The sequence below is a fragment of the Mesorhizobium sophorae genome (genome assembly GCF_002270415.1).
GTDB lineage: Bacteria > Pseudomonadota > Alphaproteobacteria > Rhizobiales > Rhizobiaceae > Mesorhizobium > Mesorhizobium sophorae.
Genome location: NZ_NNRI01000022.1, coordinates 1374011 through 1386235 on the forward strand (window position 1 = coordinate 1374011; position 12225 = coordinate 1386235).

General features: G+C 59.7%; 11 protein-coding genes. 3 read left to right on the top strand and 8 right to left on the bottom strand.

Going from position 1 to position 12225, the window contains the following annotated elements:
* Nucleotides 1-349 precede the first annotated feature (349 nt).
* Both CGZ66_RS37885 and glnA read left to right on the top strand, forming a co-directional pair.
* Entirely contained in the window at nucleotides 350-688 is a 339-nt protein-coding gene (locus CGZ66_RS37885) for a P-II family nitrogen regulator (protein WP_006205430.1), read from the top strand.
* A 67-nt stretch (nucleotides 689-755) separates the two neighbouring features.
* Nucleotides 756-2165: a type I glutamate--ammonia ligase gene (glnA, locus tag CGZ66_RS37890; RefSeq protein WP_095091650.1), complete on the top strand. Its 1410-nt coding sequence runs from the start codon at nucleotides 756-758 to the stop codon at nucleotides 2163-2165.
* 690 nt (nucleotides 2166-2855) lie between these two features.
* Here glnA and CGZ66_RS37900 read toward each other — a convergent pair.
* A complete protein-coding gene (locus CGZ66_RS37900; protein WP_095091817.1) occupies nucleotides 2856-3896 on the bottom strand; it encodes a glutamine synthetase beta-grasp domain-containing protein in 1041 nt (346 codons plus the stop codon).
* Between the two features lie 316 nt (nucleotides 3897-4212).
* Between CGZ66_RS37900 and CGZ66_RS37910 the strand changes: the two genes are divergently transcribed.
* Complete coding sequence (locus tag CGZ66_RS37910; protein WP_095091653.1) at nucleotides 4213-4410, top strand: DUF2735 domain-containing protein; 198 nt, start codon at nucleotides 4213-4215, stop codon at nucleotides 4408-4410.
* Between the two features lie 83 nt (nucleotides 4411-4493).
* Here the strand turns inward: CGZ66_RS37910 and CGZ66_RS37915 are convergent, their stop codons facing one another.
* The 7 genes from CGZ66_RS37915 to CGZ66_RS37945 form a co-directional block, all read right to left on the bottom strand.
* Nucleotides 4494-6383, bottom strand: a complete 1890-nt coding sequence (locus tag CGZ66_RS37915; protein ID WP_095091818.1) for an MFS transporter — start codon at nucleotides 6381-6383, stop codon at nucleotides 4494-4496.
* A gap of 180 nt (nucleotides 6384-6563) precedes the next feature.
* Nucleotides 6564-7355, bottom strand: a complete 792-nt coding sequence (locus tag CGZ66_RS37920) for an ATP12 family chaperone protein (protein ID WP_095091654.1) — start codon at nucleotides 7353-7355, stop codon at nucleotides 6564-6566.
* Between the two features lie 12 nt (nucleotides 7356-7367).
* Nucleotides 7368-8240 (bottom strand): DMT family transporter, encoded by an 873-nt coding sequence (locus tag CGZ66_RS37925; protein WP_167392419.1) that lies wholly within the window; start codon nucleotides 8238-8240, stop codon nucleotides 7368-7370.
* Nucleotides 8241-8287: 47 nt separating this feature from the next.
* Nucleotides 8288-9268: an RluA family pseudouridine synthase gene (locus CGZ66_RS37930; RefSeq protein ID WP_095091656.1), complete on the bottom strand. Its 981-nt coding sequence runs from the start codon at nucleotides 9266-9268 to the stop codon at nucleotides 8288-8290.
* 60 nt (nucleotides 9269-9328) lie between these two features.
* On the bottom strand, nucleotides 9329-9703 hold the full coding sequence (gene crcB / locus CGZ66_RS37935) for a fluoride efflux transporter CrcB (protein WP_095091657.1): 375 nt from the start codon (nucleotides 9701-9703) through the stop codon (nucleotides 9329-9331).
* 139 nt (nucleotides 9704-9842) lie between these two features.
* Nucleotides 9843-11501: a hypothetical protein gene (locus tag CGZ66_RS37940; RefSeq protein WP_095091658.1), complete on the bottom strand. Its 1659-nt coding sequence runs from the start codon at nucleotides 11499-11501 to the stop codon at nucleotides 9843-9845.
* A gap of 283 nt (nucleotides 11502-11784) precedes the next feature.
* On the bottom strand, nucleotides 11785-12225 hold a 441-nt coding region (locus CGZ66_RS37945), incomplete at its 5' end, for an aspartyl/asparaginyl beta-hydroxylase domain-containing protein (RefSeq protein WP_143748961.1).

Below are 12225 nucleotides of genomic sequence, written 5' to 3' on the forward strand. Positions count from 1 at the left end.
ATCCGCATTCGATCAAGCATTGTCCAATTTTCGATCCGAAGCAAACAAAGGGGAGTGGCGAAATTTGCGGCCATATCGTTGGAATGAGGGCGTCGCAGGCACAAAACTGCCCGCTGAATAGGCGATATGCCTAATTATTGTGCGGACGCACATGCTGGCTCCTTCGTGGCTCCAGCGGCCTACGGCGCACCTGATGCAGTGAATGACGCTAATTTGCTTCCCGGCGCGGCGCGGCTTTGAAATCGTATGAGACCGCTTCAAATCCGTCCAATTGGCACAGTTCGTGCTTGATGGAGGCGCAAGCGGGGGTTCACAACCCGTTTTTTTGGCAGTGGAGGCCACTTTTTACATGAAAAAGATCGAAGCGATCATCAAGCCATTCAAGCTGGACGAAGTGAAGGAAGCGCTTCAGGAGGCCGGACTGCAAGGCATCACCGTCACCGAGGCCAAAGGCTTCGGGCGCCAGAAAGGCCATACCGAACTCTATCGCGGCGCCGAATATGTCGTCGATTTTCTGCCCAAGGTGAAGATCGAGGTCGTGCTTGGCGACGACGCGGTCGAAGGCGCGATCGAAGCCATCCGCAAGGCGGCCCAGACAGGCCGTATCGGGGACGGCAAGATCTTCGTCTCCAACATCGAGGAAGTCGTGCGAATCCGCACTGGCGAAACCGGCATGGACGCGGTCTGATCCGACCCGGCCATCCGCCTGAAAAACCGTCATCATCAAAAAACGTCATCAAACAGGGATACATGACATGACGACAGCCAAAGACATCATGAAGCAGATCAAGGACAACGACGTGAAATTCGTCGACCTGCGCTTCACCGATCCGAAGGGCAAGCTGCAACACGTGACGATGGATGTCATCGAGGTCGAGGAAGACATGTTCGCTGATGGCGTCATGTTCGACGGCTCCTCGATTGCCGGCTGGAAGGCCATCAACGAGTCCGACATGGTGCTGATGCCCGATGCGGACACGGTCCACATGGACCCGTTCTTCGCGCAGTCGACCATGGTCATCCTGTGCGACATCCTCGATCCGGTTTCGGGTGAATCCTACAACCGCGATCCGCGTGGCACGGCCAAGAAGGCCGAGGCCTACATGAAGTCGGAAGGCATCGGCGACCAGATCTTCGTCGGCCCGGAAGCCGAATTCTTCGTCTTCGACGATGTGAAATACAAGGCCGACCCTTACAACACCGGCTTCAAGCTTGATTCCACCGAACTGCCGTCGAACGACGACACCGACTACGAGACCGGCAATCTCGGCCACCGTCCGCGCATCAAGGGCGGCTATTTCCCCGTGCCCCCGATCGATTCCGCGCAGGATATGCGCTCGGAAATGCTGACCGTGCTCGCCGAAATGGGCGTGCGGGTCGAAAAGCACCACCACGAGGTGGCGGCCGCCCAGCACGAACTCGGCATCAAGTTCGATACGCTCGTGCGCAACGCCGACAAGATGCTGATCTACAAGTATGTCGTGCACCAGGTCGCCAACGCCTACGGCAAGACGGCCACCTTCATGCCGAAGCCGATCTTCGGCGACAATGGTTCGGGCATGCACGTCCACCAGTCGATCTGGAAGAACGGCAAGCCGACCTTCGCCGGCAATGAATATGCCGGCCTGTCGGAAAGCTGCCTGTTCTACATTGGCGGCATCATCAAGCATGCCAAGGCGATCAACGCGTTCACCAACCCGCTGACCAACTCCTACAAGCGTCTGGTGCCGGGCTACGAAGCGCCGGTGCTGCTCGCCTATTCGGCGCGCAACCGCTCGGCATCCTGCCGCATCCCGTTCGGCTCATCGCCCAAATCCAAGCGCGTCGAGGTCCGCTTCCCCGATCCGGGTGCGAACCCCTACCTCGCTTTCGCCGCCATGCTGATGGCCGGTCTCGACGGCATTAAGAACAAGATCCATCCCGGCCAGCCGATGGACAAGGATCTCTACGACCTGCCGCCGAAGGAGCTGAAGAAGATCCCGACCGTCTGCGGTTCGCTGCGCGAAGCGCTGCAGAGCCTCGACAAGGATCGCGGCTTCCTGAAAGCCGGCGGCGTCTTCGACGACGATCAGATCGACAGCTACATCGAGTTGAAGATGGCCGAGGTGATGCGCTTCGAAATGACCCCGCATCCAGTCGAGTACGACATGTACTACTCGGTCTAAGATTCGACAGACTATTCAAGCCCTTGAAAGAGTTCCCTCTTTCAAGGGCTTTTTGCCGCGCTCCGATGGGCCCCGCCTGTACCGACAGGTCCGCGCCCATCGCGATGGATGCACCTTTGCCATTGAGCTTTTCGGCGTGCGTGAATGGCTGGGTTGCTCAGCCCGCGTTTCATGGGCCGGCAGAAACAGTTCGGTCGATGGTGAATATGAAAGCCAGGAGCGAGCGGCGCACTGCCTCAGGCTACAGTGACCGCTCGTCCGGCGCCCACGCCTATGCCGCCGTTCAAGTAAACCCCGCCCGTCCGAACAGCATCGCGCGACGTAACCCCAAGCGCTTCGAATACGCATGCTGCACTGCAATCTGTCAACGCCGCCAAGCCGGCTGTGGACAGCCGATTCCGCAACATGAACAGGTGGTTATGGAAGGGTGCGAGGTCACGGATAGTGCTCAAAATGCCAGTTTTCCGGGCTTTCTGGCGTGCTACCGCTGGAAACTGGAACAGTGGCAGCCGAGCGCTCGACCGGATTCGCGACCGCCTGCATTGCCTGACTTTTTCTGGGTATGTTTTGCCCGAGGCCCGATCCGCCGGGTAACGGCAAAAAAGAACCCCAGCTTTCGCCGGGGTTCTTGTATGGACTTGGAAGAATCTCAGACTGTCACGGCATGGACGTGAAGTCCGATTCGAATGACTACGCGGCAGCCGAAACCTCAGCACTCGCCGGCACCGAGGCGATCGTCTTCAGGATCTGCGAAGCGATCTGGTAGGGGTCGCCCTGGGAATTCGGACGGCGATCTTCCAGATAGCCCTTGTAGTCGTTCTTGATGAAGGAATGCGGGACGCGGATCGAAGCACCGCGATCGGCGATGCCATAGCTGAACCTGTTCCACGGCGCGGTCTCATGCTTGCCGGTCAAACGCTTGTCGTTGTCGGGGCCATAGACGGCGATGTGATCCATAAGGTTCTTGTCGAAAGCCGCCATCAGCGCTTCGAAATAGGCCTTGCCGCCGACTTCGCGCATATAGGCGGTCGAGAAGTTGGCGTGCATGCCCGAGCCGTTCCAGTCGGTGTCGCCGAGCGGCTTGCAATGGTATTCGATGTCGATGCCGTATTTCTCGGTCAGGCGCTGCATCAGGTAGCGGGCCATCCACATCTGGTCGGCGGCCTTCTTGGAGCCCTTGCCGAAAATCTGGAATTCCCACTGGCCCTTGGCCACTTCGGCGTTGATGCCTTCATGGTTGATGCCGGCCGCCAGGCAGAGGTCGAGATGCTCTTCGACGATCTGGCGCGCGACGGAGCCGACATTGGAATAGCCGACGCCGGTGTAGTACGGGCCCTGCGGTGCCGGATAGCCGCTTTCCGGGAAGCCCAGCGGACGGCCGTCCTTGTAGAAGAAATACTCCTGCTCGAAACCGAACCAGGCGCCCTCGTCATCGAGGATGGTGGCGCGCTTGTTCGAGGCATGCGGCGTAACGCCGTCTGGCATCATGACTTCGCACATGACGAGCACGCCGTTGCTGCGAGCCGGATCCGGATAGACAGTGACTGGCTTCAGCACGCAATCGGAGCTGTGGCCTTCGGCCTGCTGTGTCGACGAGCCATCAAAGCCCCACAGCGGAAGCTGCTCGAGCGTCGGGAATTCGGCGAATTCCTTGACTTGCGTCTTGCCGCGAAGGTTGGGGACCGGGGTGTATCCATCGAGCCAAATGTACTCGAGCTTGTATTTCGTCATTCTAGCCTCTCGTTGCTTGATCACCGAACACTGGACGGCGTCGACATGCGTCTGCCACCAGCAGTCGGCCTGCCGGATCACTAAAATGCAATTCGTGTGCCACTCTTGACCTGCAGGGTGCGGCAAAATTGACGCCGCATTCCATTGAAGTTGGCAAGCCGCCTAAGCAATGCGTTGAGATCAATCACAATCGCAATTCGCACAAATAATAGGCAAATACTGATCTTTTCGTAGGCATATTGCCTAACTTGATTGCAGACCTTATCTTCGAGGTAGGTTGAATCGACAAGGTTCGACAGAAGAAAGGAGCCCGACAATGGAAATCATTTCCACGCGTCCGTCGGCAAAGATTCTGATGTTCCCGACGGCAGCGCGCGTCTCTGCCTCAAATTTGAGCGGCAAGGCTAAGTTTGCGGCAGAGCTTGCCTCACTGCGCGGTGTTCGGGCGGATTTCGGCGACGGCTGGTATCACGATGCGGCGATAGAGGACGCGAAGCAGGACCGTCAAAGCTAAGCCCCTACCCTCATCGCATGACTATCATTGAAAAACCCGGCGCGATCGCTCGCGCCGGGTTTTCGTTGACTACCGAGCAGTCATTACTGCTTGGTGTTCAGATCGGTTCCCAGCGTGTCCCTGACGAAGATCATGCCGATGACCAGCGACATCGCGGCGATCACCACCGGGTACCACAGACCAAAGTAGATATCGCCCCTGTAGGCACTGAGTGCGAACACCGTCGCCGGCAGCAGGCCACCGAACCAGCCATTGCCGATGTGATAGGGCAACGACATGCCGGTGTAGCGGATGCGGGTCGGGAACATCTCGACCAGGATCGCGGCAATCGGGCCGTAGACCATGGTCACGAACAGGACCAGGATGAACAGGATGCCGATCGTCATCGGCCAGTTGATTCCCGCCGGATCGGCGAACATGGCGAAAGCGCCGCCGCCCGGTATATTGTAGACGGTGACCTCGGGCGCACCCGCGGCCTCGTCGGCGGTTAGCAGCTTGTCCTTGATCGCCTGATCGGTCGGGACCGTCGCCTTCTCGCCGGCGCGAATGGCGGTGGCATCGAGCTTCAGTTCCGGGTTGGCGGCGACAAACGCGTCAAGCTTCTGGTCCGGGATCTTGATCGCCGCGCGCTTCAGCGGATAGCCGCCGTCCCGCAGCGACATGTTGACGGCCTTGATGAAGGCGGCGTCCTTGGCTTTCGCCTGATCGCCAGCGGCGATGGCATCGTAGGATTCCACCGTCTCGTTGCCGATTTTGACCGACGCGGCCGTCCCGGCCGCGGCCGTCGACACCACGTCATAGGGAACCGAGTTCTTGGTCAGGAACGAGGTCGCGATGTCACAAGACGTCGTGAACTTCGCCGTGCCGACCGGATTGAACTGGAACTTGCAGTCGCCGGGTGCCGCCGTCACCGTAGCACGTGTGTTCTGCTGGGCCGTGGCGAGCGCCGGATTGGCGGCCCAGGTCAATGCCTTGAACAGCGGGAAGGTGCAGACGATCGCCAAGGCAAGGCCCGCCATGATGATCGGCTTGCGCCCGATCTTGTCGGAGAGCCAGCCGAAGACGACGAAGAAGATCGAGCCGAGGGCGAGCGCTATGGCGATCATGATGTTGACCGACTGCGCGTCGACCTTGAGCACGTTTTGCAGGAAGAACAGCGCGTAGAACTGGCCATTGTACCAGACCACGGCCTGACCGGCGGTGAGGCCGAGCAGCGCCAGCAGCGCGATCCGGGCATTCTTCCATTGACCAAACGCTTCCGAAAGCGGCGCTTTGGAGCCCTTGCCCTCATCTTTCATGCGCTGGAAGGTCGGCGATTCGGAGAGCGAAAGCCGGATCCAGATCGAGATGCCGAGCAGCAGGAAGGAGACAATGAACGGAATGCGCCAGCCCCATGAGGCGTAGGTTTCCTTGCTCATCGAACCCTGGACAATCAGGATGACGACCAGCGACAGGAACAGGCCGAGCGTCGCCGTCGTCTGGATCCACGAGGTGTAGTAGCCGCGCCGGTTGTCGGGTGCATGCTCGGCGACATAGGTGGCCGCGCCGCCATATTCGCCGCCCAGCGCCAGGCCTTGCAGCATGCGCAGGACAATCAGGATCACGGGAGCCGCGATGCCCAAAGTCGCATATCCAGGCAGCAGGCCGACCAGGAAGGTCGAAAGGCCCATGATCGTCATGGTGACAAGGAACGTATACTTGCGGCCGACAAGGTCGCCGATGCGGCCGAACAGCAGCGCGCCGAACGGTCGCACCAGGAAGCCAGCGGCGAACGCCAGCAGCGCGAAGATGTTACGCGTCGCTTCCGGAATGGTTGGACTGAAGAAGGTCGAACCAATGAACACCGCGAGCGAGCCGTAGAGATAGAAATCATACCATTCGAAAACGGTGCCCAGCGAGGAAGCGAAGATGACCTTCTTTTCCTCCCGCGTCATGCCGCGGCTTGCTCCGCCGGCAGTCGATGCCATTGCCATAGAATTGTCCTCCCGTGAGACCTTGTCCTCGATGCTGTGCTTCATTGTCCGCGTTCTCCTCCGAACATGGACTCATGCACTGCGATCACGGAAAAAATGACAGAAAGCGTGCGCCAACGTCAGGGCGTCTTTGGGATTATGACTTTGGTATTAGGTGCGCTGCGGGATGAAGCGGAGCCGTCAGCCCTTGAGCGCTTCCAATAGCCCAGCGGCAGCCATCATGTCGCGCTTGCGGGCCGAGCGGCGCGCGACCGCTTCGGCGTCCTGTCCCCAATGCTCGATCTGCCAGTCCTCGTCGACATGGCCGGCCGCCCAGGCCGCCTCGGCGTCGAGTTCGCCGAAATCGACAGCCAGCGCCAGCAGCGCCGAACCAGTCAGCGAGGTCATCACATGGATGGCGGCGAGCCGCAGCGGTTCGGCACGCTGAGCAAGATGACTTCCCAGCACGGCGATCGTTTCGCGCGGCTGCTCGACATGGATGATGCCTTCGGCGAGATTGAAGCGAGCCCCGAGGCTGCGGCGCACCCAATCAAGGACCGGGTCCCAATGTTCGTTCTGCCGCTCCACCAAGCCTTGCGGCGCATCGGCGCGGTAGAAGAGCAGATCGGACGAAGCGAAGCGCAGAATGTCTTCCAGCACCGCCTGCGGATCGCTGGCGACGCCGTCAATAGCAGTGTTGACGAGGCGCATCACCGGCATCGTCACCGGGTTGATGGTTTCGCTCTGCGCTGCGAATTCGTCGGCGACGAGTGCAGCCGCCGCCTCGGTCGGCAGCGCCAGCAGCGCCTTGCCCGGCGTGCGCACCGGCTTGCCGTCGAGATGCACGGCAAAGCCGTCTTCCACCGGCGCCACCGCGACGATCTTGTAGAAGCGCTTCGGCAGAGGCGTCTTCATCTGGATCTGGGCGGGGCGCACCGGATCCGGATCGGAAAGCTGCTTGCCCGCTTCGAGATCGTTGAGGATATCACCCATTGAAAGGCTCTCTCAAACCGGCACGAGCTTGCGCGACGGCCGGTTGACAATGATCAGGCCGGCGGCAATCAGGCCAAGTGCCAGGAAGATGCGCATGGTCAGCGGCTCATTCAAGAACATGGCGCCGCACAACACGCCGAAAACCGGCGATAGGAAGGTGAAGCTGGACAGGCCTGAAGCCGGATAGCGCCTCAGCAGCCAGAACCAAAGCACATAGGTAAAGGCAACGATGTAGACCGCCTGGAAAAGCAGCGCCAATGTCGGCAGCACGGCAGGGTCGCGGATGGGCGAACCGGCGAGCGGCAGCACCAATATGCCGACAACTGCCGCACCGGCGAGCTGATAAAGCAGCAGCTTCTCGGCGCTCGCCTCGACCAGCTTCGACCGCTTGATGAGGATGTTGGTCAAGGCCCAGAAAAATCCGGAGCCAAGGCTCAAGAGATCGCCGAACAGCATGTCCCCGCCGCCGCCAAGCTTGTCGGAAAAGACCGCGGTAAGGCCGGCAAAGGCCAGCAGCAGGCCAAGGAACTTGCGCAAAGTGATCTGCTCGCCGAGCAGGAAGTGGCCGCCGACCAACATCCAGAACGGCATTGTGTTGACCAGCAGCGTGTTGCGGGCGACGGTCGTGTGCTCCAGGCCGACATAGAGGCAGAGGAACTCGATGCCGAACAGCGCGCCAACCGCGATGCCGGCGAGCAATGTCCCGTCGCGCGTGAAAAGCGCGATGCCGCGCCAGCGGCACCAGGCGAAGACACACAGGCCGCCGATGACCGAGCGCGCGATCGACAGGAAGACAGGATCGTAACCGGCGTAGGAGATCTTGGCGGCGACGTAGTTCAGCCCCCAGGAAAAGGTCAGGCCGACCATGATTGCGGCGGCGGCCATATCGACCGTGTCGCGCCGGTCGAGCGTATCGGTCACGCCGCTCACGATCAGTCCTCCGCGCTGGCGTCGTCGAAGCCGATCAGGTTCCAGCTCTGGCGCATATGTGGAGGCATCGGCGCGGTGACATCGATGACACCCTTGTCCGGGTGCGGAATGATGATGCGGCGCGCATGCAAATGCAGGCGGTTCTGAATTCCACCGGGGAAATCCCAGTTGGTGTCGGCCTCGAAATATTTCGGGTCGCCGATGATCGGGCAGCCGATATAGGCAGCATGAACACGAAGCTGGTGCGTGCGGCCGGTGTAGGGCTCCATTTCCAGCCAGGTCATCGTCTGCGCCGCCTGCTCGATGATGCGGTAGTAGGACACGGCGTGGTCGGCGCCCTTTTCGCCATGCGCGGCGATGCGCACGCGATCGCCATCGGGCGTCGGCTCCTTGATCAGCCAGGTCGAGATCTTGTCCTCACGCTTGGGCGGCACGCCCTTGACCAGAGCCCAATAGGTCTTCTTGGTCTCGCGGGCGCGAAACGCTTCCGACAGCTTCATGGCGGCAAGCCGGGTGCGGGCGACGACCAGTACGCCCGAAGTGTCGCGGTCGAGGCGATGGACCAGCCGCGGCTTCTCGCCCTTCTGGTTGCGCCAGGCTTCCAGCATGTCGTCGACATTGCGGGTGACCCCCGAGCCGCCTTGCACCGCAAGGCCCGCCGGCTTGTTGAAGACGAAGACCTTGGGATCTTCATGGATCAGCATTTTCGCCAGGACGTCGGCATCGCCCTGGTTGCGGATCGAGTGACCGGTCAGCGCGCTCTCGCCCTTCTTGTCCACCTCAAGCGGCGGAACGCGCACCATCTGGCCGGGTTCGACGCGGGTGTCGGCCTTGACCCGGCCGCCATCGACGCGGATCTGGCCGGAGCGCAGCAGCTTTTGCAGATGGCCGAAGCCCAGGCCCGGGAAATGGGTCTTGAACCAGCGATCGAGCCGCATGCCCGCCTCGCCGGCCTCCACTGTGATCTGTTCAACGCCTGCCATATTTTTTCGCTTATCCGTTTCCCGAGCAGGGTTCGGCCCGCTCTTGGCGCGGCAATAACACTATGAAACGGTTCTTGCGAGCCAAAGTCCCAGAAACAGGGCGATAATGGCGCCAATGACGCTGGCAAGGGCATATCCAAACGCCGGCAGCGTGGCTCCCCGCTCCCACAAAGTCGCGAAATCGAGCGAAAACGCGGAAAAGGTGGTGAAGCCGCCAAAGATGCCGGTGGCGACGAACAGTCTGAGCTCGTTCGATCCGCCGCGGCGCGCCAGGGTGGCTATGAACAGGCCCATGGCGAACGAGCCGACGATGTTGATGGCCATCGTCCCCCAGGGATAGTTGGGGCCGACAAGGCGCAGCGCGCCGATGTTGGTGAGGTGACGAATGCCGGCGCCGATGCCGCCGCCGACCACAACGAGAAGCAGATTGAACATGATCGATTACTGCCTCCACAAGGGCGACACGGTCAATCCCCTGAAGCTGACGACGATGCGGCTGGGACCGCGCAGACAATCGGGCGCGAGCCGCCTTCGCGGCCATCGTCGAGTTGGTCAGAGCGTGTCAACCTGATCGTCACCACTCAGGCGTTGTCCAGCCTGGGTATTTTTTCCTGAACTCGCTGTAAAGGGCATCGAGTTCCGTCTTGCTGACCGGGCGCACCTGTTCGTAGAGATAGCCCGTGACGCCGTCGGACAGCTGATATGTCGCAATGCGCTCATAGGCGGCGCCGATACCTTTCCCTTCGACAATATCCTGGTCCGGTATCGTGACGCAGATCTGCGCTCCCGATTGCAAATGGGTAACAGGAGGATCGGTTACGACGACATATCTCGATTTCAATGCCTCTGGTGCGAATTGATCGCGACTATCAACCTGGCAAGACCATCCAACACGAGGGAAAAGGTCCATATCCATTCCAAACAACAGCGAGCTATTCATGACCGCGCCAGAGGCAAACACCGAGAAGCGGTCCTCAGGCCGCATTTCCCTAATGAGATCGTCGATGAGGCGCCTGTATTCGGGAAGATTGTCGAGGTGAAGAGGAAGCGTATCTTCCCTGGCAAAAACATAGCCGATCGGTGATAGCAACTGGCGGCCGATCGGGAAAAAGGTACCCAAATACGCAAACCCGGCGACGACGGCTATGACGACGGTTGACCATCGAGATTTCAGCGCCGGCATCGAAACGATCGAGACGATTGCCTGGGCATATGCAGGAAAGAGCCAAAGAAACATTGGCATCGAATGATGACGGTCCGGATCCTGCGTCCGGGTGAAGAGGAAAAAGGTGAGTACCGAGGCAAGAGCACAGAACAAAACGAAACTGTTGCGGCGTATGATGGAGATATAAAGGCCCACTATGATCAACAGCCAGTTCACATAGCTCAGCCGCGATCCCACCTGGTCGATCTGCGAAACGAAGTTGGTTTTGTATCCGCTGTAAAGGTCACCGTAGCTGGTTCCCAGAATCTTGAGGATCAGCGGTTGCTGGAAGGCCAATGCGGCTCCGGCAATCACAAAAAGCGTGCACACGCCCCCTAACGCCGTGTTCCGGAATGCCGCGAAGTCGCGGTCTTTTGCGACCTGCAACAAACAAAAGAAGGCTGCAGAAAGTGCGATCCCTATGACGGCAAATGCATACCAACGGCGCAGCATGAACGCCAACCACAGGCATATGCCGATGCGTATCCCGTTGATCACCGGTTCGCGGGTCAGGAACCTTGATTTCCAGAGAAAATAAGTTGCCGCAGAAAGCGCGAGGCAGCCGGCAATATCCGGCAATCCACGAAGCGTCGCCGACCAGAATGGCGTGTAGAGAAAGGCCGCGATCCACACGACAAACCAGCTTCGGGGCGAAGGAGTGTCGGAGACCGCCTCCAGGTAGCTCATTCGTCCTATGAAAAGAGCGGTCGGGACCAGGTAAACGATGACTATTCCAGCGATATAGGAAAGCCTTGAACCGCCGAAAAACATGTGAAACGGCATAAGCGGCACCAGAATTGCCGCGCTGTAGTCATCCCTCGCGACAGAAGCCCGCAATTGGCTCAGCCACTGGAGCGGGCTCTCGGCCAGGAGTGAGCCATACTGGTCAAACCCATTGAAGTAAGCGGCAAAATCCCAATAGTAGACGGGCTCCTCAAGCCTTACGTATATCGCGGCGAAAGCAACGCCCAGCAACGCGGTACATATGTAGATTTTTAGCCAGAATCCGAGAGTTTCGTTCGTCGTCACTTGAGGCCGCCAAGGAAGGGAAGAGGCAGGACTGTCGAGGCAAACCGGGACTCCCGCCGATGCAGCCAGAAGCCGTTTCGGCAAACAGGAACCCCACGCGATTCGTATCAGGAACTGTTGAGAGCTTGGCGGGATGTATACTTGAACGCGTGGCCATCGCAAGCATTCAGAACGCCCTCAAAAGACACGGGGCGGAACAGCGAGCACGGGGTGGTGGGATGAGTGGCGCGTTAAAAGCGCCTCACTGCCGCCGGCAGGGCCGGCAGCATGGACGATTTCAGGCTCAGGTCGTCCCGACCTTCTTCGGCTTGGTCGAACCGATCATCTTCCAGTTCTTGTAGAACATCGAGTTGATGCGCTCGACACTCACCGAGACGACGGCAAGCATGCCAGCGATCAGCCCGGGAACCGGGGATGGTCTGATAATGTCCATGAACACGCAGTAGCGGCGGCCATCATATTCGTTGACCGAGCGATGCAGCAGCGTGTCGTCGAAGATGAACAGCGGATTGTCATACCAGTAGTTCTTGACGTTGCCGCATTCGACGAAAATCTCCGACTTCACCGGGATCAGATTGTAGAGAATGCGCAGGCTGAGCCGCAGCGGACCGAAGTGCCATGAGGTCGATTCGCGCTTGCTGAAGACGGAAACGGCGATGGTCTTGATGTATTTGAAGTCCTTGTTGAACTCGGCGACGTTGTCGATCTTGTGCTTGCCGTACCA